Below are 23,834 nucleotides of genomic sequence, written 5' to 3'. Positions count from 1 at the left end.
ATCTCCGTACCTGTCAACCGGTCCGATTGGATCGATCTTCAAGGACGGCGCCCAGTCCCCCGTGCGGCATCGGCGAGCGGGGCGAACCGCTCGCGTCGAGTCGTTCGGAGGAGTCCCTCGGGCCGGCCACCTTGCGGCGTCCTGCATCCCGTCTGGGCTTGACCACCTTAGGGTACCTCGGCTCGCGGCAAGCTTTGAACCGATTTTCCTTCAGTGGCTTCCCGGGAGGCCGTCCGCCTTCCGGCGTCCCGCATCCTCTCGGGCAGGAAGAAGATTAGGTGATCAAGGACCAACCGTCAACTTGAGTGCCGTACCCTTCCCCTCCCCTCGCTAAACCCACAGGTCAGGCCGTCTCGGTCGGCCGACCGCGACGGGGACGCGGATCCGCTCGGCGGAGCGCGGAGCGGGGTTGTGTCAGGGGCGTGTCAGCGGGATGTGACCGGTTGCCCGTGCCGTGTGAGTGCCGTGTCAGCGGTGTCGGCGAGCTTGGTCGGCGTACGAACGATCTCCTGGAAGGAACGCCGATGGAGCAACTGATACGGGCCGAGGGACTGCGCAAGCGGTTCGGGACGACGCAGGCCCTGGACGGGGTCGATCTGGAGGCCGGGCCCGGGATGGTCCTGGGGGTGCTGGGGCCCAACGGCGCGGGGAAGACGACGGCGGTGCGGGTGCTGGCCACGTTGATGCGTCCGGACGCGGGCCGGGCCGAGATCTGCGGCTACGACGTGGTGAAGGACGCGGCTCGCGTGCGGGCGATGATCGGGCTGACCGGGCAGTACGCGTCGCTGGACGAGGAGCTGACCGGCACCGAGAACCTGATCATGATCGGTCGGCTGCTGGACTTCGGGCGCGCGGAGGCGCGGTCCCGGGCGGCGGAGCTGCTGGACCGGTTCGGGCTGGCGGACGCGGCCGGTCGCGCGGTGAAGACCTATTCGGGCGGGATGCGGCGGCGGCTCGACCTGGCCGCGAGCCTGGTGGGCCGACCGCGGGTGATCTATCTGGACGAGCCCACGACGGGACTGGACCCTCATGCCCGTAACCAGGTCTGGGACACGGTGCGGGAGGTGGTCGCGGACGGCGCGACGGTGCTGCTGACCACCCAGTACCTGGAGGAGGCCGACGCCCTGGCCGACCGGATCGCGGTGTTCGACCACGGCCGGGTGATCGCGGAGGGGACGGCGGGCGAGCTGAAGTCGCGGATCGGGCGGCAGACGCTGGCGGTCCGCGCCGCCGACGAGTACCGGACGGATCAGCTCGCCGGGATCGTCGCGGATGTGACCGGTGAGCGACCCGCGGTGCACGGGCCGACCGGGCTGGTCACGGCGCCGGTCACGGATGCGACGGTGCTGGCCGAGATGGTGCGGCGGATGGACGCGGTGGCGATCGTGCCCGCCGAGCTGGGGTTGCGGGTGCCGAGCCTGGACGAGGTGTTCCTCACCCTGACCGGCCACCACACCACCGAGGAGACCGAGAAGAGCGCGGAGCTCGTCCATGAAGGGAGCCTGTGATGACCGCCGAGACGATGACCATGGTGGCGCCGCCGCGCCGAGTGAGCCCGCGCCGGACGCTGCGCCACGGCCTGACGCTGGCCTGGCGGAACGTCGCGCAGCTCCGGCACTCGCCGGAGAAGCTGCTGGACGTGACGCTGATGCCGATCGTGTTCCTGGTGCTGTTCCTGTACGTGTTCGGCGGCGCGGTGGCCGGTGACACGCGGTCGTACCTCCAGTTGCTGCTGCCGGGACTGGTGGCGCAGATGGCGATGTTCGGGACGATGGGGCTGGGCGCCGCGCTGAGCGAGGACATCCACAAGGGCGTGTTCGACCGTTTCCGCAGCCTGCCGATCGCGCGTTCCGCGCCGCTGATCGGGACGGTGCTGGGCGACACGGTGCGGTTCGGCATCGTGATGGTGGTCTTGGTCGGGTTCGGGTCGGCGCTGGGCTTCCGCTTCGAGACCGATCCGCTGTCGGTGGTGGCGGCCTTCGCGCTGGCGTACGTGTTCTACCTGTCGGTGTCGTGGGTGTCGGTCCTGGTCGGCCTGGTGGCGCCCTCGCCGCAGACGGTTCAGGGGCTGGCCATCCTCTGGGTGATGCCGCTGACGTTCGGGAGCAGCATCCTGATGCCCGACACCTCGACGATGCCGGGGTGGCTGGAAACGTGGGCGAACTGGAACCCGGTGTCGCATCTGGCCGACGCGGTGCGGGCGCTGACGGTCGGCGGGTCGCTCGGGAACGACGCCTGGTACACGCTGGCCTGGGCCGCCGGAATCGTGGCGGTCGCGTTCCCGCTGGCGATGCGTATGTACGCGCGTCGTGCCTGAGGGCGGGCGCTCACTTGCAGAGCGCCCAGGCTTCATCGCGGTCGGCGCGGCGGCCGCGTTCGTACGCGGAGTCGAACCCGTCCGGGCCCAGTGCGGCGCGGGCCGCTTCCTCGGCGCGGTGGGCGTCGAAGCAGGACGGTTCGGGGGAGGCGGGCGGCCTGGCGAAGCCGCGCAGCGTACGGGCCATGCCGAGCAGTTCGGCGGCGCGGGCGTGGTCGCCACGGGCCACGTCCAGTGTCGCGCGGCCTTCGAGTAGTGCGGCGAGGGCCTGGTTGTCGCTGATCAGTCCCGAGCCGAGCCTGCGGAAGGCCCGGGTATGCCAGGACTCCGCGGCGTCGAGGTCACCGCGCTGTTCGGCGAGCCCGCCCATCGTGCTGTAGGCGAGGGCGGCGGCCTTGTAGAAGTCGGGCCGCTCCTGCCGTGGCTCGATGAGCGAGAGCGCATCGTTCACGAGGGCTTGGGCGGCGTCCGCGTCGCCTTCGCGGCGGGCGAGTTCGGCCAGGTACAGGCGTCCGGAGGCGGCGTCGGAGTACTGGCCGACTCGCTCGGCCTCGACGATGCCCCGTTCGAGGTCCGCGCGGGCGCGGGTGAGGTCCCCGGCCTGGGCGCGTGCGCGGGCGAGCTGGATGAGCAGGGCCGCACCATGGTCGGGATTGATGCTGCTTTCGATGGTGTAGCCGTGCGCCTCCTCGCCGTACCGGACGGCCTCGGCGGGATCGCCGTGCGCCAGCGCCAGCTCCATGCGCAGGCCGAGGCCGATCATCATGCCGAACCGGTCGCCGAGCGCGCGGAAACCCTCGTAGCAGTTGCGGGCCTCGGTGACGGCGGTCTTGAGGTCGCCCTCGTTCATCGCCAGGTAGCCGAGGATGCACTGCGCGACGGCCCGCGGCCACGGGTCGGGATGTTCCTGCAGGTCACGCAGGCCCTTCCGCGCGGCGGCAAGGTCGCCCTGGAAGAGCAGCGCGGTGGGCCTGACCATGGCGAGCATCGGGTGGCGGGGGCGATCGGAGACCAGCCGGAGGACGTCCTGGACCGTCTCCTTGAAGGACTCCCGCGTCGGCCCCGGCTCGCGGGTGATCTCGCTGACCATCCGGGAGACGACGACGGCGATGGCGTAGGGCTCCTCAAGCCCGCGCGGGGCCGTGCCGTCGGCGATGTCCAGGACGGCGCGCGCCCAGCCGGCGGACTCGACCTCCTGGTCGCGCACCAGCCAGTACCAGAACAACGCCGAGATGAAGCGCAGGCCGGTGGCGGCGTCGCCGGTGTCGACCGCGAAGCGCAGCGCGGCCTGCCAGTTGCCGCGTTCGGTGTCCAGCCGTTCGGTCCAGCGGATCTGGTCGGCGCGCCGCAGCTCGGGCTCGGCGCGCTCGGCCAGGTCGAGGAAGTACGCGGCGTGCGCGGCGCCGATCCGCCGGGTCTCGCCGGCCTCGGCCAGCCGTTCGGCCGCGTACACCCGGACGGTCTCCAGCAGCCGGTACCGGACGTCGGCGGTGCCCTCGGCCATCACCAGCGACTTGTCCACCAGCGCGGCGATCACATCGATGATCGGCGGGTCCTCCGGCAGCCCCTCCCCGCAGACGGCGGTGGCCGCGTCGGGTGAGGCGCCGCCGGCGAACACCGACAGCCGGCGCAGCACGGCGCGTTCGCGGTCGTCCAGCAGGTCCCAGCTCCAGTCGACGACGGCGCGCAGCGTGCGGTGCCGGGGCAGCGCGGTCCGGCTGCCGCCGGTGAGCAGCCGGAACCGGTCTCCGAGCCGGTCGGCGACCTGCGCGGGGGTGAGGGAGCGCAGCCGCGCGGCGGCCAGCTCGATGGCCAGCGGGATGCCGTCCAGCGCCCGGCAGATCTCCACCACGTGCGGGACCGTCTCCTCGTCCACCGCGAACCCGGGGCGGACGGCGGCGGCCCGGTCGGCGAACAGCCGCACGGAGTCGTGGTGCAGCGCCTCGGCCGCGCCCGCGTCCGGCGGCGGCAGCGCCAGCGACGGCACCGGGCACAGCGACTCGCCGGTGATCCCCAGCGGCTCGCGGCTGGTGGCGAGGATCCGTACCCCCGGGGCGTCCGCCAGGACCCGGCCGACCACGGCGGCGGCGCCCTCGATCAGGTGTTCGCAGTTGTCCAGGACGAGGATCATCCGCCGCGGTGCCAGCACGTCGGCGAGCCGGTCCAGCGGCCGGGTCAGGACGCGGGTCTCGCCGGGGCGGACGGTCTCCTTGATGCCGAGGGCGGTCAGCGCCGCCTGCGCGACCCGTTCCCCGTCGCCCTCGTCGGCGACCGGGGCGAGCGCGACGAACCACACGCCGTCGGGCATGTCCTGGACGGCGCGGCCCGCGGCCTCGGCCGCCAGCCGGGTCTTGCCCGCGCCTCCCGGGCCGGTCAGGGTGACCAGGCGGGACTCGCGGAGCAGCTTGTCCAGGCGCGCCGACTCCTCCTCGCGTCCGACGAAGCTGGTGAACTGCGCGGGCAGGTTGGTCAGCCGCGCCCTGCCCGCCGCCGGTTCCGCGGGCCGTTCCGGGACGTCCTGCCGCAGGATCGACAGGTGCACGGACGCGAGTTCGGGTGACGGATCGACGCCGAGGCGGTCGGCGAGGGCCTGCCTGGTCTCCTCGTACACGCTGAGGGCGTCCGCCTGGCGCCCGGCCGCGTACAGGGCGCGCATCAGCTGGGCGCGCAGCCGTTCGCGCAACGGGTGGGCGTCGGCCAGCGCCTCCAGCTCGGGGAGGAGCGGTGTCACGTCGGCGCCCGCGGCGAGCTCCGCGTCCACGCGGTCCTCGATGGCCGTCAGGCGCAGCTCCTCCAGCCGCGCCGAGTGGCCTGCGGCGAACGGCGCGTCCTCGAAGCCGTCCAGGGCGGGGCCGCGCCACAGCGCGAGCGCCCGCCGCAGTTCCTCCGCGCGGGCGGACGGGGACTCCAGGGTGCGCGCGGCGGCCACGGCGCGTTCGAAGGCGACGGCGTCCACGTCCGCCGGGTCGACCGCGAGCCGGTAACCGGCCGGGCCGTGCTCGATCAGGCCGGGGCCGGTCGCGGCGCGCAGCCGGGACACCAGCGCCTGGAGCGCGTTGCCGCCGCCCGCCGGCGGAGTCCCGTCCCACAGGTCGTCGAGCAGCCGGCCGGGCTGCACCGACCGTCCCGGCTCCAGCGCCAGCCGGACCAGCAGCGCGCGCAGCCGCGGACCGCTGATCTCGACGGGACGCCCGGACGGGTCCCGCACGTCGAGCGGGCCCAGAATGCCGATGCGCACGACAGCCCCCTTCGTCGCCTGCCATTGTCCCCCCTGGCGGAACGATCCGAGGCCCGGCGTTGCGCCGGGGTGGGGGCGGCCTGCCATGGTGGGCCCTATGCACGAGAAACCGAGGATCGTTTCCGGCGTCGAGGTCATCCCGCTCTGCGACGCGGTTGGTCCGATGGGTGAGGCATTGCGCCGTCCGCTGGACGAGACCTTTCCCGGTGCGCGCCCCGCGCTGTGGGAGAGGACGCGGGCCGACGCGCCCGCGGCGTTCGGGCCGGACGGCGAGTGGGTGTTGCACTTCCATTGCTTCCTGCTGCGCGACCCGCTGGGGCCCACCGTTCTGGTGGACACCGGGGTGGGCGCGGACGGCTCCCCCGCCTCCTCCTGGGCGCCCGTTCCCGGGGGGCTCCCCGGCGCCCTGCGACAGAGCGGCATCGAACCGGACGACATCGACACGGTCGTTCTGACCCATCTGCACAGCGACCACGCCAGCGGGGCCGTCACCGACGGCGAGCCCCTGTTCGCCAACGCGCGCCACCTCGTCCAAGAGGACGAACTGGCATGGCTGGAGGCCGAGGGCGGGGACGTGTTGACCCAAGTGGTGAACCCCCTGCGCGAAGCGGACCGTCTGGAGGCCCTTCAAGGCGAGGAGCGGCTGTCCGACGGGCTGCGGATCATCCCCACACCCGGGCACACGCCGGGACACCAGTCGGTGGTGCTCGGCGAGGACGAGCTGGTCGTGACGGGCGACGTCATCCATCACCCGCTCCAGCTCGCCGACCCGTCCGTGACGTACCTGTACGACGAGGACTCCGCGCAGGCGGCGGCGACCCGCACCGCCCTCCTGGCGCGCGTCCGCCAGGCCCGCGGCACGCTCGCGACCCCCCACATGCCCGATCCGTTCACCGAGCCGAGCTGAGCGGCGGCGGGCGAGGGGGACGCTCCTCGCCCGCCGATCACTCCTCGTCGAGGCGCATCGCGGCCTCCTCGGCCGTGTAGCCGCCTCCGTCGTCCCCCACGTCGTTTCCCACCATGTACTCCTCGGTGTCGGCGTGGGCGCCCTCGTCCGGCGCGACCAGCCTCCCGGCGGGCGCGGCGGGACCCGGCTCCATGCGCGGGCCGTCCGGCTGCTCCCGCCGCAGGCGTCCGTCCAGGGGCTCGCCGGTGTGCATCTCCGTGCCGGTCATCCCGTAGTCGTCCAGGGCGGCGGGGTCGTCCCCGGGGACCGCCTGTTCCTGCGGGTCCTCGGCCCAGTACTGCTCGGGGGATCCGTCCTGGAGATCGGGGATCCCCTCGTCCTCGGGCGTGCCGTGACGCTCGGTCATCGCGTTCCCCCTTTCGCCCCAGCCAATACCCGACAGACAGGGATCATGCACCGCGAACAGGGGCGTTTGGGACGGCTGCGACGGGTAGGGCACGCATATGGATGTGTCTTTCCTCAAGCCGCTGTACGCGAGGCCCGGTCCGTACGCCTCGGTGTACATGGACATGACCCGCAGCACCGAGGACGCCGCAAAGGTCATCGAGCTGCGCTGGCGGGCGCTGCGCGAGGAACTGGAGGCACAGGGCTGCCCGCCCGCGACGCTGCGCGCGATCGAGGAGACCGTCACCCGGGAGATGGAGCGCCGCCAGTCCGAGGGACTGGTGGTCTTCGCGGCGGGCGGCGAGGTCGTCCACTCGGCGCGGCTCCGGCGCCCGCCCCGCGCCGAGCTGGCCAGGGTGTCCCCGCTTCCGCACGTCCTGCCGTACCTGTCCTACCGGGGTGAGCGGTTCGCGTACATGGTCGCCCAGGTGAACCGGCGCGGCGGCGAGATCGACTGCTTCGAACCCGACGGCCGGCACCGCCACATCGACGTCCCCGGGGACGAGGACTACCCGATCTTCAGCACCAAGGCCGGGGGCTGGAACCAGTCCCGCTACCAGCGCGCCTCGGAGAACGTCTGGAAGCACAACGCCAAGAAGGTCGCGCGGGAAGTGGACCGCGTCGCCTCCGCCTACCAGGCCGAGGCCGTGGTGATCGCCGGCGACCCCCGTGCCCGCACCATCGTGCTGGAGGAGATCTCCGAGGGCACGCTGGAGAAGGCGGTGGAGTCCGACCGCGGCGAGATCGTGGAGGACGACCTCTCGCGCATCCTGGACCTGAAGTCCACCGAACGCGTCCTCACGGTCGCCGAGCGCTTCGAACGCGAACTGGCCCACGGCGAGCGCGCCGTCTCGGGCATGCCCGCCACGGTCGCGGCGGTCCGGCGCAGCCAGGTCGAGAGCCTGCTTCTGGACGACGACCCCGGCGCCCCCACCAGCCTGTGGATCGGCCCCGACCCGATCGATGTCGCGACCAAACCCGACGAGCTGCGCTGGCTGGGCATCGAGGACATCCAGGAGGAACGCGCCGACGCCGCCCTGGTCCGCGCCATCGCCGCCACCGAGGGCGATCTGGTCGTCCTGCCGTCCGACAACCGGGTCGGCGTGGGCGCCGTGCTCCGCTACAGCGACCCGACGACCGTCCACGAATAGGGCCCGTGGAGCTATGGGGATTCGAACCCCAGACCTCCTCCATGCCATGGAGGCGCGCTACCAACTGCGCCATAGCCCCGCGGCGACGAGCTTAGTGCATCGGCGAAGTGATCAGCGCCAGCCGAGGCGGTCGGCCACCTCGTCGGGGGCGTAGCCCTGCTGCTGGGCCTCGCCGATCCACACCATGCCGTCCGCCTCGGCGACGGCGCCCACGGTGTGCTCGTAGGGCATGCGGGGCTGGGTGACGAGCCGGACCTCAAGCCGCGGATCGAACCGCCGCAGCTCCTCGATGAGATCCGCGACGGTGAACTCGCGCCTGACTCCCCTGCGATGCCGTCCCATACCTTTGAATGCAACCATCAAGCGGCGACCGTTCCCTTTTCTCGTCTCGCTGCCCACCGAGCCACACACCCTCAGGGTTACCCATCTGAAGCTTTACGACTCATCTTGTAACGCAAAACGAGGAACGGCAAGCCGAAAATGGAGAACGCGTGTGTCGCCCGCAATTCTCCGCCCTCGACGAAAACATCCAGTTTCTCCGCGAACCCGTGCACGGCCAGCGCGGTCAGATCCCTGGTCTCCGGATCGATGACCGTCAGATAATGCCCCGGATGGTCCAGATCCGTCACGCTGGTGAGCACCAGCCCACCGCCCTCCCGCGCGTACGGCGCGAGCGTCGCGGTGAAACTCGCCTGCGGCAGCGGAAATCCGACACTCACATATCCGCGGTCATCATGCCGGTACGTGGTGTAAATCCCGACATAAATGGGCTCGTCGGTGTCCGCGAAAGACCGGATCCACCCCCGGAGGGAGACGACGCCCTCCAACCCGATCGTGTCGATACGGCCGCGCACCCCCCGCTGCGCCTCCCGCTGGTTCATGGGAACGCTGGCCTGCCCCAGCGGCCTGGCCAGCAGCGTCCGGTACAGCAGGTAACCGGGCCGCACCCACATCCGCCACTCGGGCACGATGTCCAGCGTGAACCGCGCCGTGTGCTCATAGAACTCGCGCACGAGGGGATGCACGTCCGCAGGGTCGAAGTCAGGGCCGCGCAGCTCGTCCAGTGAGCTCACGATCCCCACGTCCGCGACGTCCGCCGCGTAGGTCCCTCCCAGGACCTTGGCCAGCTCCCTCACGTACCCCGTCCCGACATACCGGGACCGGGCCTCCAACGGCACCACGAAGGGCAGCTCCTCCTCGGGCACCTTGTGCGCCAGCAGACTGATCTGCGCGTCCCGGAACACCACCGCCGACAGGCACCTGAACGCCACGACGGCCCCCGCCGCCGCGATGGCGGGCGGAGCGCCCGAGGAACCCACCGCCAACCCCACCACAGGACCAAGGGCGACCTTCTGCGGCCGCAACCCCAGAGCACCAGCCAGAGCCCCGGCCCCCGTACCCACGACGACCGGGCCGGCGAACCGTCCGGCGACCCACCCAAGAGGAGCGACCAAGGCCCCGCTCACCGCGATGCGCTGCCAGAGCGCGGGGATCTCCCCCGGCTTCTGCCTGGCCCGCGCCACCGCCTCGCCCAGGCCCAGCCCAACGGCCCCCACGACGGCCCCCACGACCGCCGCCCGCCTCCCCCGGTGCCCCGCCAGGGCGGCCCCGGCCAACGCCCCGATGCCCGCGACAATCCCCACCGAACCACGTTCTTGAGTCACAACCGCAAGCTACAGCGTTTCTCACCAGGGTTCGGCAGCGCGACCATGGCAAAGTTACTCCGATCGAACCTTGACCCCCCGATCATGAAAGGTTCCGCTCATGCGCCGCCTGGCGGTCACGTTGATCCTGCTCCCCGGCTCTTTCGGCCTCTCCATGTGGACCGGCGTGGGCCCGGCCGACGACTGGGTCCACACGTGCCAGGTACGCCAGGCCTACCTGGACCGTCTGGAGGCGATGGAGGTCGAGGTCAACCGCCTCCGCATCCAGGGCCGCACCGAGCAGGAGATCGCCCGGGTCATGGTGCCCAAGCGCAACCAGGCCACCGCCCTGGTTCGCACCAAGATGAAGATGAAGGACGTCCGCCGCCTCGACCAGCGCAACCAGGCCCGCTACGGCAACCCCTACGGCCCCACCATCGAGTGGATGTACGCACGCCACGGCGGCAACTGGCACGAGATCGTAGAAGCCACCCTGAAATCCAACGGCTTCTACGACCTCACCTGCATCTTCTGGTACGACCTATAAAAAAAAACCCCTAAGGGGCAAAGCCCCAACGGGGGGCAAGGGGGCGAAGCCCCCAAAAGGGGGCAAGGGGCGAAGCCCCAAACAAAGGGCGCGCAGCGCCCGCACGGGGGCGTGGGGGCGGAGCCCCCACATCGGGGGTCTGGGGGTCGCCCCCCAGATGAACATGACGAGGGAGGACCGGGGAAGCGCCCGAACGGGCGCGACCACACTCCTCCCACTCCCGAGTGGAGCTATGGGGATTCGAACCCCAGACCTCCTCCATGCCATGGAGGCGCGCTACCAACTGCGCCATAGCCCCGGGCGACTGCGTGGACTCGCATCCCGCAGCGCTTGGCCAGTGTATAGGACTTGAGGGCCGTACTCGAATCGGTTTGGGGTCAGGCGCCGTTGACGGCGCGGTCGTCGCTGAGGACCGGTTCGGGGAGGGTTCCGGCGTTGTGCTCGACGAGCCGCCAGCCTTTGCCGCTTCGCCGTTCGCTGAGGACGGACCAGCAGCAGTTGGCGAGACCGCCGAGGTTGTCCCAGTGCTCTTCGGGGAGGCGGAGGAGGCCGCACATGCCGAGGCGGAGCGCGGCGCCGTGGGAGGCGACGACGAGCAGCCCGGTGGGCGGCAGGTCGTCGAGGGCGCGTTCGATCGCGGCGGAGACGCGCTTGGCGACCTGGGCGCTGGTCTCTCCGCCGGGTGGCTGCCAGGCGGCGTACTCGGCGGGGTAGCGTTCGCGGATCTCCTGGTTGGTGAGGCCCTCCCAGGCGCCGCCGTCCCGTTCGACGAGGTCGCGGTCCTGCGCGACGGGCAGGCCGGTGATCGCGGCGAGGGCCCGCGCGGTGTCGGAGGCCCGCTGGAGCGGGGAGGTCAGCAGGGCGGTGGGGCGGAGCGCGGCGAGGAGCCGGGCGGCCCGCTGGGCCTGCTGAAGCCCGGTCTCGTCCAGCGGGATGTCCGTCTTGCCTTGGAAGCGGCGTTCGACGTTCCAGCGGGTCTGGCCGTGCCGCCACAGGACGACGCGGCGCTGGCCGGGTTCGCGGTCCTTGCCGGGTTCCGGGTCACTCACTGGGGCTCCCGACGGCGCGTCCGCGCTGGGCCGAGCCGGCGTTGACGGCTTCGGGGAGGTCGATGAGCGGGCAGTCCTTCCAGAGACGTTCGAGCGCGTAGTAGGTGCGCTCCTCTTCGTGCTGGATGTGCACGATGATGTCGGAGTAGTCCAGCAGCACCCAGCGTCCGGCGCGTTCGCCTTCGCGGCGTACGGGCTTGGCGCCGGCCTCTTCGCGCAGCCGCTTCTCGATCTCGTCCACGATGGCGCGGACCTGCCGGTCGTTGGGCGCCGAGCAGAGCAGGAAGGCGTCGGTGATGACGAGCTGCTCGCTCACGTCATAGGCAAGGATGTCGTCGGCCAGCTTGTCGCCTGCCGCCTCGGCGGCGATCCGGACGAGCTGCACGGCCCTGTCGGATGCGGTCACGATGCGCTCGCGATCCTCCCTGTAGGGGTCTTTTCCCGGTTCCAGCTTCTCATGGGCGCCGGAAACGGGCCCTGATTTATTGCCCTACGGCCCGTCATGCCCCCTTCACGAAGCGGCGGCGTGCCGTCTCCTTCAGAGTATGACCCGTCTGGTACCTGCGGTAACGCACGGACGAAGGTCACGCAAAGGTGAGCGCGTCACTCGCCGTGCTCGCGGTAAAGACCGCGTTTGTTGATGTACTGGACGATCCCGTCGGGGACGAGGTACCAGATCGGCTCGCCCGCGCGGACCCGGTCGCGGCATTCGGTCGAGGAGATCGCCAGGGCGGGGACCTCCATGAGGCTGACGCGCCCGTTGGGCAGGCCGGGGTCGGCGAGCCGGTGGCCGGGCCTGGTGCAGCCGACGAAGTGCGCCAGTTCGAACAGCTCGTCGGTGTCGTGCCAGGTCAGCATCTTGGCGAGGGCGTCGGCGCCGGTGATGAAGAACAGTTCGGTGTCGGGGCCGTGGGCGCGGCGCATGTCGCGGAGGGTGTCCACGGTGTACGTGGGGCCGGGGCGGTCGATGTCGACGCGGCTGACGGAGAACCGGGGGTTGGACGCCGTGGCGATCACGGCCATGAGGTAGCGGTCCTCGGCGGGGGCGACGCCCTGCTCGTCCTTGTGCGCGGACCGGCCGGTGGGGACGAACACCACCTCGTCCAGGGAGAACACGTGCGCGACCTCGCTGGCGGCCACCAGGTGGCCGTGGTGGATCGGGTTGAACGTGCCACCCATGATCCCCAACCGTCGCTTTTGGGTCATGCTGACGAGAATAGCCAGCGCGGGGGGCGGCTCCGCGCACCGCCCCCTCGGGCCGCGCGCCGCCCGCCGAGCGCGCCCGCGGCGGCGGGTCAGCCGATGCCGGGCAGGGGAGGTTCGCCGGATTCCCAGGTCACGACCCGTACGGCCTTGCCGACCTCCACCCGGGGCACCGTGCCGGACGGCAGCACCCGTACGTCGGCGGTGAGGCCGAGGTCGGCGCGCAGCGCCCGCGTCAGCTCCTCCGCCAGGGTCCCTTCCGCCGCCTCCGGGGAGGCGCCTGAGGCCGCCTCTGCCGCCTCTGTGGCCGCCTCTGTGGCCGCCTCTGTGGCCGCCTCTGTGGCCGCTTCACAGGCCACCACGAGCCGCACGTCCGGCTTCCGCCGGTCCACGATCAGCTGGTAGTGGGGGACGACCTGACCGGTGCCCAGCAGGACCCGTTCGACCTCGCTGGGGTAGACGTTGACGCCGCGGATCACCAGCATGTCGTCCACCCGGCCGCGGACCTTGCTCATCCGGACCAGGGTGCGCCCGCAGTTGCAGTCGCCGTGGGTGAGGGACGCCACATCCCCGGTGCGGTAGCGCAGCAGCGGGAGCGCCTGCTTGGTCGGCGTGGTGAACACCAGCTCGCCGGGTTCGCCGTCGGCGACGGGGGTGCCGGTCTCCGGGTCGATCGCCTCGACGATGAAGTGGTCCTCGTTGACGTGCAGGCCGTTCTGCTCCAGGCACTCGGTGGCGACGCCGGGGCCGATCACCTCCGACAGGCCGTAGATGTCCAGCGCCTTGATCGGCAGGGCGTCCTGGATGGCGGCCCGCAGTTCCTCCGACCACGGCTCGGCGCCGAAGACGCCGGTCTTGAGGGAGGACAGGTCGACGCCCGCCTCGGCGGCGGCCTCGGCCAGCCGCAGCGCGTACGCGGGCGTGCAGGTCAGGACGTCGGGCTTCAGGTCGGCGAGCATCCGCACCTGCCGCTCGGTCATCCCGCCCGACATGGGGACGACGGTGGCGCCCAGCGCGACCGCGCCCTGGTGGATGCCCAGCCCGCCGGTGAACAGCCCGTACCCGTAGGCGTTGTGGACGACGCTTTCCGCGGACGCGCCCGCGCAGGACAGCGACCGCGCGCACATGGACGCCCACAGGTCCAGGTCGGCCTTGGTGTAGGCGACGAGCGTGGGCCTGCCCTTGGTGCCGGTGGATCCGTGGACCGCGACGACCTGGTCCTGGGGGACGGCCAGCATGCCCAGCGGGTAGGAGTCCCACAGGTCCTGCTTGGTGGTGAACGGCAGTTTGTGCAGCTCGGCGAGGGTGACGTCGGCGCCACGCTTGACGCCGGCCTCGCGCAGCCGGTCCGCCTGCACGCCGCCGGCCAGCATCAGCCGGTCGACCAGCCCCCACAGCCGGTGACGTTGCAGCGCCGCCCGCTCGTCCCGGGACATCGCCTCGGCCTTCGGATCGAACATCGCGCCTCCTCGCGCCCCGCTGACCTGTGTCCTCGTCCGCCACCGGACCCGTGCGCCCCCGCGGCCGGGCGTCCACTACTCTGCCGCACCCGAAGCCCTCCGCACGGACAATCTCCACAAAGTGCCCGCATCGGATGGATCACGGCGCGGCGGCGCGCGGGGCCGGAGGTGGCCCGATCGTCCCGCCCCGGGAACCTGCGAACGTACCGGTTCGTCGGACTTACCATGCTGGACTGGGCCCGGTGGCATGCCCAGGGTGGACCGAGACAGTGCACGGCCAGAACCGAGCGAAGGGAGGGAGCGGCCCTCGCCGCCGGCGGTGAAGCCGGGCCGGTGCCGCGTACCCCATGACGACCAACACACCGGACCGGGCGCGCACCCGCTTCCCCGGGATCAGCTCCCGCGCCTACGAGCATCCGGCCGACCGCTCCGCGCTGGTCGCACTGCGTGGCCTGACCGGCTTCGACACCGTGCTGCGGCGCCTGTCGGGGCTGATCAGCGAGCGGGCGCTGCGGCTGATGTTCCTCGGCGGCGCGGTACGGGTCGGCGACAACCAGTTCCACCACCTGAACGACATGGTCCGCGACGCCTGCTACATCCTCGACATGCCCGAGGTCCCCGAGGTGTACGTCCGGCAGTTCCCCGTCCCGAACGCGATGGCGATCGGCAGCGACCGGCCCTTCATCGTGATCAACACCGGTCTGCTGGACCTGCTGGACGACGAGGAGACCCGGTTCGTGGTCGGCCACGAGGTCGGGCACATCCTGTCCGGGCACGCGGTGTACCGGACGATGATGGAGATCCTCATCCAGCTCGGCGCCCGGCTGTCCTGGCTGCCGCTGGGCAACGTCGCCATCGGCGCCATCCTCATCGGGCTGAACGAGTGGTTCCGCAAGGCCGAGCTGTCGTCCGACCGCGCCGGGCTGCTGACCGGCCAGGACGTGGACGCCGCCAAGCGCACGATGATGAAGCTGGCCGGCGGCACGCGGCTGCACGAGATGAGCGGCGAGGCGTTCCTTGAGCAGGCCCGCCAGTACGACGCCGCCGGCGACGTCCGCGACGGCCTGCTGAAGTTCCTGAACCTGCTGCCGCAGACCCACCCGTACGCGGTGATCCGGTTCGCCGAACTCGACCGCTGGGCGAAGGGCCCCGAGTACGAGCGGATCCTGGCCGGCGACTACCCGCGCCGCGCCGACGACGCGTCCGCCAAGTTCACCGACGAGGTCCGCGAGGCCGCCAACTCCTACCGCGAGTCGTGGGAGCGCAGCGCCGACCCGTTCATCGGCAAGGTGCGCAGCGCCGCCGAAGGCGCCGCCTCGGCCGCCGGCGGCCTCTTCGACCGGATCTCACGCCGCGACGGCGGGCCGACCAGCAACAGCAACTGAGGCCGCCGCGCTGGGACTACCGGAGGTGGCCTTCGCCGGTGACGACGTACTTGGTGGAGGTCAGCTCCGGTAGGCCCATGGGGCCGCGGGCGTGGAGCTTCTGGGTGGAGATGCCGATCTCGGCGCCGAACCCGAACTCCTCGCCGTCGGTGAACCGCGTGGAGGCGTTCACCATGACCGCGGCCGCATCGACCAGCGCGACGAAACGGCGGGCCGCCGTCTGCGACGTGGTCACGATGGCCTCGGTGTGCCCGGAGCCGTAGACGCGGATGTGCCGCACGGCCTCGTCCAGGCTGGGCACGACGCGGGCGGCGATGTCGAGGGACAGGTACTCGGCGTAGTAGTCGTCCTCGGTGGCCGGGACCACGTCGGCGGAGTAGGCGCGCACGGCCTCGTCCCCGTGGACCGTGACGCCCGCCTCCCGCAGCGCGTCCAGCGCCTTGGGCAGGAACTCGGCGGCGATGTCCTGGTGGACCAGGACGGTCTCGGCCGCGTTGCACACCGACGGGCGCTGCGTCTTGGCGTTCAGGAGGATCGAGACGGCCTGGTCGACGTCGGCGGCGGCGTCCACGTAGACGGCGCAGTTGCCCACCCCTGTCTCGATCACCGGCACCGTGGACTGCTCCACCACCGAGTTGATCAAGGACGCCCCACCGCGCGGGATCAGCACGTCCACCAGGCCGCGGGCGCGCATCAGGTGCTTGACCGACTCGCGGCTGGTGCCGGGGACGAGCTGCACGGCGTCCCGCGGGACCTCGGTGCCCGCCAGCGCGCCCTGCATCACGTCCACCAGCACCGTGTTGGACTCGTAGGCGGACGACGAGCCGCGCAGCAGCGCCGCGTTCCCGCTCTTCAGGCACAGCGCGGCGGCGTCGACGGTGACGTTGGGACGGCCCTCGTAGATGATGCCGACCACGCCCAGCGGAACCCGCACCTGCCGCAGGTCGAGGCCGTTGGGCAGGACGTTGCCGCGCACGGTCTCACCGACCGGGTCGGGCAGCGCCGCCACCTTGCGGACGGCCTCGGCGATCGCGGCGATCCGCCCGGAGGTCAGGCTCAGCCGGTCGATCATGTACTCGGAGGTGCCGGACTCGCGGGCCCGCGCCACGTCCGCCTCGTTGGCCTTGACGATCTGCGGCGCGGACGCCACGAGCGCGTCCGCCACGGCGTGCAGGGCGGCGTCCTTGGCCGCCCGCGGCAGCGGCGCCAGCCCGGCCGCCGCCTCCCTGGCACGCTCCGCAACCCGCAGGAACTCCTCGCGCTCCCGCTCCTGCACCTCGCCGCTCATCTACCGGCTCCTTGTCGTCTCTTCGGTCGCTCGCTCGCCGTCTTCCGCGCCGTTCGCGGTGCCGCCCGGCAGGCCGCCCGGCTCGCCGGCCCCGTCCAGGATCACCAGGTCGTCGCGATGAATGATCTCGCGCTCGTACTCCGGGCCCAGCTCGCGGGCCAGCCAGCGGGTGGACCGGCCCATCAGGTCGGGGATCTCCGCCGCGTCGTAGTTCACCAGCCCGCGCGCCACGACCCTGCCGTCGGCGCCGCACAGGTCGACCGGGTCACCGGCCGCGAAGTCGCCCTGGACGCCGGTGATCCCGGCGGGCAGGAGCGACTTGCGGCGCCGGACGACCGCGTCCACCGCGCCCGGGTCCAGCATGACACGGCCCTGCCCGGTCGTGGCGTGCGCCAGCCACAGATGCCGCGTCGACAGGCGGCGTCCCCCGGCGGGATGGAAGCAGGTGCCGACCGGTTCGCCGGCGAGGGCCCGGTGCGCGGACGCGGCGTCGGTCAGCACGACCGGGATCCCCGCGATCCTGGCGGCCTCCACCTTGGTGACCATGCCGCCGGTGCCGACCCTGCCGGAGCCCCCCAGCTCGACCTCGTCCAGGTCGCGCGGGCCGTGCACGTCGGTGATCCGCCGGACGCCGGGGCGGCGCGGGTCACCGGTGTAGAGGGCGTCCACGTCCGACAGCAGGATCAGCGCGTCGGCCCTGGTCAGATGGGCCACCAGCGCGGCCAGCCGGTCGTTGTCGCCGAACCTGATCTCGTCGGTCGCGACGGTGTCGTTCTCGTTGACGACCGGGACGACGCCGAGGTCGAGCAGCTTGCCCAGCGCCCGCGAGGCGTTGCGATGGTGGACGCGGCGGATCATGTCGTCGGCGGTGAGCAGCACCTGCCCCACGGTCAGCCCGTACCGGGCGAACGAGGAGGTGTAGCGGGCCATCAGCAGCCCCTGCCCGACGCTCGCCGCCGCCTGCTGGGTGGCCAGGTCGCCGGGACGGCTGACCAGCCCCAGCGGGCCGAGCCCCGCGGCGATCGCGCCGGACGACACGAACACGATCTCCGTACCGGCCCTGCGGCGGGACGCCAGCACGTCCACCAGCGCGTCGATCCTGTCCGCGTCGATCGTCCCCTGAGGTGTGGTCAGCGACGACGAGCCCGCCTTCACCACGATCCGGCGCGCGCTCGCCACCTCCGGGCGTCCCGGCGCGTCACGGTCCAGGACGGTACCGGCGGTGCGGGATGTCGCGGGTGCCTGGTCGGGGCTCATGCTCTCCCTCGGGAACGCGTGGTCGTGATCTCGGGTCGGTCGGGCGGCTAGCGGTAGCCGCCGAGGCGGCGGTCGGTGCCGCGCGGGCCCAGGGCGCCGTCGCCCGCGACCACCTCCGGCTCCCAGTCGAACACGATCGAGTCGTCCCGGGTGCCGATCATGACGGTGGCGCCGGCGGTGGCGCCGGCCTCGGCCAGCGCGTCCTCCACGCCCAGCCGGGCCAGCCGGTCGGCGAGGTAGCCCACCGCCTCCTCGTTGGAGAAGTCGGTCTGCCGCAGCCACCGGACGGGCTTCTCGCCCGTGACCAGATAGGTGTTGTCGCCCATCGGCCGCACCTCGAAGTCGGTGCCGCCGTCGACCGGCTCCGGCCTGATGACCAGCCGCGTCGGCTCGGCGGGCGGCAGCGAGGCGCGGTACTCCTCCACCATCGCCGCCATGGCGAACGACAGCTCGCGCAGCCCCTCGCGGGTGGCGGCGGACACCTCGAACACCCGCAGCCCGCGCGCCTCGAACTCCGGGCGCACCAGCTCGGCCAGGTCACGGCCGTCCGGCACGTCCACCTTGTTCAGGACGACGATACGGGGACGGTCCGACAGCGGCCGGTCGCCCAGCGCCCGGTCGTAGGCCCGCAGCTCCTTCTCGATCACGTCGAAGTCGCTGAGCGGGTCGCGTCCCGGCTCCGGGGTCGCGCAGTCGAGCACGTGCGCCAGCGTGGACGAGCGCTCGATGTGCCGCAGGAACTCCAGGCCCAGGCCGCGGCCCTCGCTGGCGCCCTCGATCAGGCCGGGCACGTCCGCGACCGTGAACGTGGTGTCGCCCGCGCTCACCACCCCCAGGTTGGGGATCAGCGTCGTGAACGGATAGTCGGCGATCTTGGGCCGGGCCGCCGACAGCGCCGCGATCAGCGAGGACTTGCCCGCGCTCGGGAAGCCCACCAGCGCCACGTCCGCGACGCTCTTCAGCTCCAGGACGACGTCGCGGGCCTCGCCGGGCTCGCCGAGCAGCGCGAACCCGGGCGCCTTGCGCTTGGCCGTGGCCAGCGCGGCGTTGCCCAGCCCGCCCTTGCCGCCGCGCGCCACGACGAACCGGGTGCCCTCACCGACGAGATCGGCGAGGACGTTCCCGTCGGCGTCCTTGACGACCGTCCCGTCCGGCACGGGCAGCACCACGTCGTCGCCGTCCGCCCCGGTGCGGTGCCCGCCCTGCCCCGGACGGCCGTTCGCCGCCTTGCGGTACGGGCGGCGGTGGTACTCCAGAAGGCTCGCGGCGCCCGTGTCGACCTCAAGGATCACGTCACCGCCACGGCCGCCGTTGGCGCCGTCCGGGCCGCCCAGCGGCTTGAACTTCTCCCGGTGGATCGAGGCGCAGCCGTTACCGCCGTCGCCCGCGGCGACATGCAGCACCACCCGGTCCACGAACCGCGCACCGGATCCGGCTCCCGCTGCCACGATCCCCTCCCGTGCTCTCTCGTCCCGAACAGGAACAGGGGCGGACCCGGAACGGTCCGCCCCTGTCGTTAACGTCGCTGACGGCGGATCTACTCCGCCGGGACGATGCTCACCGCGTTGCGGCCGCGGTAACGCCCGAACTCGACCGTGCCCGCGACCAGCGCGAACAGCGTGTCATCGCCGCCCCGCCCCACGTTCAGGCCGGGGTGGAAGTGGGTGCCGCGCTGCCGCACGATGATCTCGCCCGCGTTCACGACCTGACCGCCGAAGCGCTTGACGCCCAGGCGCTTGGCGTTGGAGTCGCGACCGTTACGGCTGGACGACGCGCCCTTCTTGTGTGCCATGTCCCGGACCTCCTACTTCCCGGCCTCGATACCGGTGATCTTGACCTCGGTGTACGGCTGGCGGTGGCCCATCCGCCGCTTGTACCCGGTCTTGCTCCGGTAGTGCATGATGTTGATCTTCGGGCCCTTGACGGCGCCGAGGATCTCGGCGGTCACCTTGTACTTGGCGAGCTCGGCGGAGGAGCTGACGACCTTCTCGCCGTCCACCACCAGCACGGCAGGGAACGTGACGGTCGAGCCGACCTCGCCGGGCAGCCGGTCGACGGTGAGCACGTCGTCGACGGCCACCTTCTCCTGCTTGCCGCCTGCGCGGACAATCGCGTACACCGCGGAAACCTCTCCTCTGCGCGCGCTTCCGGAACGAACCGGTCCCGCGCGTGGTCTTCACCAGCCCCCGGGCGGGGGCCTACCCGCGACCGGAGCCGCGGGCGGCACGCCAGGACGCCATCGCCTGGCGCTCTCTGCTGAATCCTCACCCGCCGGAGGGGCGGGCGACGCACCGAAATGGTGCACGTCGAGACGACGCGCTCCCGCACGTCGAAGACTCAGGATACCGGACGCCCGTGCCGGACGCGAACGCCGCCGGCACGGGCAACCCGTCAGTCCCCCGGCTCCGCCGACGCGGCCTCGGCCTTGGCCCGGACGCGGCGGGTACGCCGCCGCCTGCCGTTGCTCAGCGCCGACTGGTCGTCCTCCGGCTCGGCCGCCGGCCCCTGCTCGGGCTCGGTCTCTGGTTCGGGCGCGGTCTCGGGCTCGGTGCTGAACTCCAGCCCGGGGCCGGGCTCCGCCTCGTCGGCCGGCTCGGTGCCGTTGAGCAGCGGGTCCACCGGGCCCTCCGACGCCAGCGCGCCCGGAACGGACTCCGCGGACTCGGCCGCCGCCTCCGCCGCCTCCACGGCCGCCTGAGGCTCGGGCTCCTCGGTCACGTCCGCGGCGTCCGGACTGGTCGACGCGGTCGCGAGCCCCGCCGGACCGCCGGGCGGATCGGCCGCCTCCAGCTCCTCCGGGGGCGCGCCCGCGGGACGCGTGGCGACCCGAGGCTTGGCCTGCCCCCGCTTCGCCTGCGCCTCGTCCTTCTCCTTGGCGGCCTTGACTTCCTTGGCCTCCTTGGCCTTGCCCTTGGCACGCTCCTGCTGGGAGAGCTTCTCCTCGACCGCCTTCTCGACCTCGCCCTTGCGCTTGCGGCGCCTGCCGCCGGACGCCGCGGCGCCCGCGCCCTTGTCGGCCTTGGGCTCGACCGGGGTCATGTGGACGTGGATGCCGCGGCCGTTGCACGACTCGCAGGTCTCCGAGAACGCCTCCAGCAGGCCCTGCCCGACCCGCTTGCGGGTCATCTGAACCAGGCCCAGGGACGTCACCTCGGCGACCTGGTGCTTGGTGCGGTCTCGCGACAGGCACTCCACCAGGCGGCGCAACACCAGATCGCGGTTGCTCTCCAGCACCATGTCGATGAAGTCGATCACCACGATGCCGCCGATGTCGCGCAGCCGGAGCTGGCGCACGATCTCCTCGGCCGCCTCCAGGTTGTTGCGGGTGACCGTCTCCTCCAGGTTGCCGCCCTGCCCGGTGAACTTGCCGGTGTTGACGTCGATGACGGTCATCGCCTCGGTGCGGTCGATCACCAGCGAGCCGCCGCTGGGCAGCCACACCTTGCGGTCCAGCGCCTTGGCGATCTGCTCGTCGATCCGGTACGCCGACAGCACGTCCTGGGTGTCGGTCCAGCGCTCCACCCGGTCGGCCAGGTGCGGCGCCACGTACTCGACGTACTCCGAGACGGTGTCCCAGGCGCCGTCGCCCGCCACCACCAGCTTGCTGAAGTCCTCGTTGAAGATGTCGCGGACCACCCGGATCGTCAGGTCCGGCTCCCCGTACAGCAGGGACGGCGCCGACGCGCTCTTGACCTGCTTCTGGATGTTGTCCCACTGGGCCGCCAGCCGGGACACGTCCCGCGCCAGCTCCTCCTCGGTGGCGCCCTCGGCGGCGGTGCGCACGATCACCCCGGCGTTCTCCGGCATGATCTTCTTCAGGATCTGCTTGAGCCGGCTGCGCTCCTTGTCGGGCAACTTGCGGCTGATCCCGGTCATCGAGCCGTCGGGCACGTACACCAGGTACCGGCCGGGCAGCGAGATCTGGCTGGTCAGCCGGGCGCCCTTGTGCCCCACCGGATCCTTGGTGACCTGCACCAGCACGGCCTGGCCCGACTTGAGCGCGGACTCGATGCGGCGCGGCTGGCCCTCCAGCCCGGCCACGTCCCAGTTGACCTCGCCCGCGTACAGGACGGCGTTGCGGCCCTTGCCGATGTCGACGAACGCCGCCTCCATGGAAGGCAGCACGTTCTGCACCTTCCCGAGGTAGACGTTGCCCACGTACGACTGGTGGGTCGCGCGGTTGACGTAGTGCTCGACCAGGACGCCGTCCTCCAGCACGGCGATCTGGGTGCGCTCGCCCTCCTGCCGCACCACCATCTCGCGCTCCACCGACTCGCGGCGGGCCAGGAACTCCGCCTCGGTGATCACCGGCGGACGGCGGCGGCCCTGCTCGCGGCCCTCGCGGCGGCGCTGCTTCTTGGCCTCCAGGCGGGTCGAGCCGCGCACCGACTGGACCTCGTCCTCCACCGCGCGCGAGTCACGGACGTGCACCACGGTGTTCGGCGGGTCGTCGGGCACGGTCGCGGCGTCCCCGTCGACCGCGCCGGCGCGGCGGCGGCGACGCCTGCGGCGGCGGCTGCCGCTCCCACCCGTCTCGCCGTTCTCCTCGGCCTCGTCGGCGGTCTCGGCCTCCGCGGCCCCGGCGGCGGGCTCCTCGTCCTTGGCGTCCTTCTTGCGCCCGGACTCGGCGCGGACCTCCTTCGTCTCCTTGGCCTCCTTGCCCTCACCACGGGCACGGCCGCCCTTGCCCGCCTTCTCGGCCTTCTCCTTCTCGGCCTTGGCGGGCTCCTCGGCCTCCTCGCCGGTCTCCTCGTCGGTGTCCCGGCCGCCACGGCCACGACCCCGGCCGCCCCGGCGACGGCGGCGCCGCGAGGGGCGCTCGCCCTGCTCCTCGTCCTCGTCCCGCTCGACCTGGGCGGCCTCGTCGGGCTCGAAGTCCTCCTCGTCCTGTTCCCGCTCCTCCTCGGCACGCGGGGGGACCGGCTGCGGAGGCTGGAACACCACCATGGGCGGCTGGAACGTCACGCTCGGGACGCCCCCGGACACCGGCTCGCTCTCCTGCGTCCGCTGCCCGCCGGGCCCCAGGTCCGGGACGACGGGCACGCCGGGCACCGGCGGCGTCACGGGAGCCGCGGGCACGGCCGCCTTGTGCTCCTCGGCCACCTCCGGCGGCGGCCCGGCCGGACGACGGCGCGTACGCGAACGCGAGGGCGCCTCGCCCTCCTTCGCCGCCCGCGTCCGCGACCGCGCGGGCTTACTCGGCTCCGCCTCTTCAAGCGACTCGTCGGGGGCCATCGCGGGCCTGGTGGCCCGCGTCGTCCGCACCCGGCGCTCCGGACGCTCCGGCTTCGCCGCCTCCTCGCCGCTCCCGTCCGCCTCGGCCGCGGCGGGCGGCATGGCGGGCACAGTGATCACGGCAGGCGTGTCATCGACCTCCGGAGGCGGCCCGGCAGGCCGGCTGGCCCGCCGCCGCTGCACCCCGGACCCGGCCTGCTCCGTCGACTCACCACGCTCAACCCCGGCCTCGTCGCCGCCGACCGAGTCCGCGGTCTCACCGGCCTCCCAAACCTCCGCGCCGGCCTCCGGCGTATCGATGGTCTCCACCATCCCGGCGGCCTCCGGAGGCTCACCACCAGGCTCCACGGACCCAGCGACCTGCTCACCACCGGGCTCCTGCTCATCACCGCCGGCCTCGACGATCTCGCCGGTCTGCTGAGCCTCAACGGTCTCCCAAGGCTCACCACCAGGCCGCGCGTCACCGACCTCCGCACCCCCATCGGAAACCGGCTCCTGCGACTCCTCACCAGAGCCCGGCTGCCCAGAACCAACGGGCTCTGCCGCATCACCGAACTGCGCGGCAGCCTCAACAGACCCACCGGACTGCGCGGCCTCGCCGGATTCCACGGTGCCGCCGGTCACCTGCGAGCCCGCAGCATCCTCTGAGGCGCCACCAGACCGCTCAGCGCCAACGAAATGGCCAGCGTCACCGACCTCCCGCGACTCCA

General features: G+C 72.2%; 20 protein-coding genes and 2 tRNA genes. 6 read left to right on the top strand and 16 right to left on the bottom strand.

Annotated elements, in window-relative coordinates; genetic code table 11:
- Positions 1-524: 524 nt before the first annotated feature.
- Entirely contained in the window at positions 525-1,508 is a 984-nt protein-coding gene (locus tag ACGWYJ_RS36065) for an ATP-binding cassette domain-containing protein (protein ID WP_395111058.1), read from the top strand.
- Positions 1,508-2,317 (top strand): ABC transporter permease, encoded by an 810-nt coding sequence (locus ACGWYJ_RS36060; RefSeq protein WP_395111057.1) that lies wholly within the window; start codon positions 1,508-1,510, stop codon positions 2,315-2,317. The genes ACGWYJ_RS36065 and ACGWYJ_RS36060 overlap by 1 nt, the downstream gene beginning before the upstream one ends.
- Positions 2,318-2,327: 10 nt before the next feature.
- On the opposite strand, the gene ACGWYJ_RS36055 is transcribed toward ACGWYJ_RS36060, so the two are convergent.
- Entirely contained in the window at positions 2,328-5,555 is a 3,228-nt protein-coding gene (locus ACGWYJ_RS36055) for an ATP-binding protein (RefSeq protein WP_395111056.1), read from the bottom strand.
- Positions 5,556-5,718: 163 nt separating this feature from the next.
- Here ACGWYJ_RS36055 and ACGWYJ_RS36050 point away from each other — a divergent pair, with 163 nt between their 5' ends.
- The gene (locus ACGWYJ_RS36050) at positions 5,719-6,462 is read left to right on the top strand and encodes an MBL fold metallo-hydrolase (RefSeq protein WP_395111055.1); all 744 of its coding nucleotides are present in this window, start codon (positions 5,719-5,721) and stop codon (positions 6,460-6,462) included.
- A 37-nt stretch (positions 6,463-6,499) separates the two neighbouring features.
- Here ACGWYJ_RS36050 and ACGWYJ_RS36045 read toward each other — a convergent pair whose 3' ends face one another.
- Positions 6,500-6,868: a DUF5709 domain-containing protein gene (locus tag ACGWYJ_RS36045; RefSeq protein WP_395111054.1), complete on the bottom strand. Its 369-nt coding sequence runs from the start codon at positions 6,866-6,868 to the stop codon at positions 6,500-6,502.
- Positions 6,869-6,965: 97 nt separating this feature from the next.
- Between ACGWYJ_RS36045 and ACGWYJ_RS36040 the strand changes: the two genes are divergently transcribed.
- Positions 6,966-8,057: a Vms1/Ankzf1 family peptidyl-tRNA hydrolase gene (locus tag ACGWYJ_RS36040; protein ID WP_395111053.1), complete on the top strand. Its 1,092-nt coding sequence runs from the start codon at positions 6,966-6,968 to the stop codon at positions 8,055-8,057.
- A gap of 6 nt (positions 8,058-8,063) precedes the next feature.
- On the opposite strand, the gene ACGWYJ_RS36035 is transcribed toward ACGWYJ_RS36040, so the two are convergent.
- The 3 genes from ACGWYJ_RS36035 to ACGWYJ_RS36025 all read right to left on the bottom strand — a co-directional run bounded on the left by ACGWYJ_RS36035 (position 8,064) and on the right by ACGWYJ_RS36025 (position 9,700).
- Positions 8,064-8,136, bottom strand: a tRNA-Ala gene (locus ACGWYJ_RS36035).
- Positions 8,137-8,168: 32 nt separating this feature from the next.
- Positions 8,169-8,399 (bottom strand): hypothetical protein, encoded by a 231-nt coding sequence (locus ACGWYJ_RS36030; RefSeq protein WP_395111052.1) that lies wholly within the window; start codon positions 8,397-8,399, stop codon positions 8,169-8,171.
- Positions 8,400-8,476: 77 nt separating this feature from the next.
- Positions 8,477-9,700 carry a hypothetical protein gene (locus tag ACGWYJ_RS36025; protein ID WP_395111051.1) on the bottom strand — a complete coding sequence of 408 codons (1,224 nt, stop codon included), beginning with the start codon at positions 9,698-9,700 and terminating at the stop codon, positions 8,477-8,479.
- Between the two features lie 121 nt (positions 9,701-9,821).
- Between ACGWYJ_RS36025 and ACGWYJ_RS36020 the strand changes: the two genes are divergently transcribed.
- Complete coding sequence (locus ACGWYJ_RS36020; protein WP_395111050.1) at positions 9,822-10,247, top strand: hypothetical protein; 426 nt, start codon at positions 9,822-9,824, stop codon at positions 10,245-10,247.
- 225 nt (positions 10,248-10,472) lie between these two features.
- Here ACGWYJ_RS36020 and ACGWYJ_RS36015 read toward each other — a convergent pair.
- From ACGWYJ_RS36015 to ACGWYJ_RS35995, 5 genes are all read right to left on the bottom strand, one after another.
- Positions 10,473-10,545, bottom strand: a tRNA-Ala gene (locus ACGWYJ_RS36015).
- 79 nt (positions 10,546-10,624) lie between these two features.
- Positions 10,625-11,296 (bottom strand): histidine phosphatase family protein, encoded by a 672-nt coding sequence (locus tag ACGWYJ_RS36010; protein ID WP_395111049.1) that lies wholly within the window; start codon positions 11,294-11,296, stop codon positions 10,625-10,627.
- Positions 11,289-11,702 (bottom strand): ribosome silencing factor, encoded by a 414-nt coding sequence (gene rsfS / locus ACGWYJ_RS36005; RefSeq protein WP_395111048.1) that lies wholly within the window; start codon positions 11,700-11,702, stop codon positions 11,289-11,291. Before rsfS ends, ACGWYJ_RS36010 begins: the two co-directional genes overlap by 8 nt.
- Positions 11,703-11,899: 197 nt before the next feature.
- Positions 11,900-12,502 (bottom strand): nicotinate-nucleotide adenylyltransferase, encoded by a 603-nt coding sequence (gene nadD / locus ACGWYJ_RS36000; protein WP_395111047.1) that lies wholly within the window; start codon positions 12,500-12,502, stop codon positions 11,900-11,902.
- Positions 12,503-12,591: 89 nt separating this feature from the next.
- The gene (locus ACGWYJ_RS35995; protein WP_395111046.1) at positions 12,592-13,959 is read right to left on the bottom strand and encodes a phenylacetate--CoA ligase family protein; all 1,368 of its coding nucleotides are present in this window, start codon (positions 13,957-13,959) and stop codon (positions 12,592-12,594) included.
- A gap of 347 nt (positions 13,960-14,306) precedes the next feature.
- Between ACGWYJ_RS35995 and ACGWYJ_RS35990 the strand changes: the two genes are divergently transcribed.
- Positions 14,307-15,344, top strand: coding sequence for a M48 family metallopeptidase (locus ACGWYJ_RS35990; RefSeq protein ID WP_395111045.1), 1,038 nt, complete (start codon positions 14,307-14,309; stop codon positions 15,342-15,344).
- 16 nt (positions 15,345-15,360) lie between these two features.
- Here ACGWYJ_RS35990 and ACGWYJ_RS35985 read toward each other — a convergent pair whose 3' ends face one another.
- The 6 genes from ACGWYJ_RS35985 to ACGWYJ_RS35960 form a co-directional block, all read right to left on the bottom strand.
- Positions 15,361-16,632, bottom strand: a complete 1,272-nt coding sequence (locus tag ACGWYJ_RS35985) for a glutamate-5-semialdehyde dehydrogenase (protein ID WP_395111044.1) — start codon at positions 16,630-16,632, stop codon at positions 15,361-15,363.
- Positions 16,633-17,889, bottom strand: a complete 1,257-nt coding sequence (gene proB, locus ACGWYJ_RS35980) for a glutamate 5-kinase (RefSeq protein WP_285699568.1) — start codon at positions 17,887-17,889, stop codon at positions 16,633-16,635.
- A 47-nt stretch (positions 17,890-17,936) separates the two neighbouring features.
- A complete protein-coding gene (gene obgE / locus ACGWYJ_RS35975) occupies positions 17,937-19,337 on the bottom strand; it encodes a GTPase ObgE (RefSeq protein WP_395111043.1) in 1,401 nt (466 codons plus the stop codon).
- 89 nt (positions 19,338-19,426) lie between these two features.
- Entirely contained in the window at positions 19,427-19,681 is a 255-nt protein-coding gene (gene rpmA / locus ACGWYJ_RS35970; protein ID WP_395111042.1) for a 50S ribosomal protein L27, read from the bottom strand.
- Positions 19,682-19,693: 12 nt separating this feature from the next.
- Positions 19,694-20,008, bottom strand: coding sequence for a 50S ribosomal protein L21 (gene rplU / locus ACGWYJ_RS35965; RefSeq protein WP_285699563.1), 315 nt, complete (start codon positions 20,006-20,008; stop codon positions 19,694-19,696).
- A 272-nt stretch (positions 20,009-20,280) separates the two neighbouring features.
- The gene (locus ACGWYJ_RS35960; protein WP_395111041.1) at positions 20,281-23,436 is read right to left on the bottom strand and encodes an Rne/Rng family ribonuclease; all 3,156 of its coding nucleotides are present in this window, start codon (positions 23,434-23,436) and stop codon (positions 20,281-20,283) included.
- Positions 23,437-23,834 lie beyond the last annotated feature (398 nt).

Origin of the sequence: Actinomadura sp. SCN-SB (assembly GCF_043906805.1) — a bacterium.
GTDB lineage: Bacteria > Actinomycetota > Actinomycetes > Streptosporangiales > Streptosporangiaceae > Spirillospora.
This window is presented reverse-complemented; position numbering and strand designations above follow the sequence as displayed.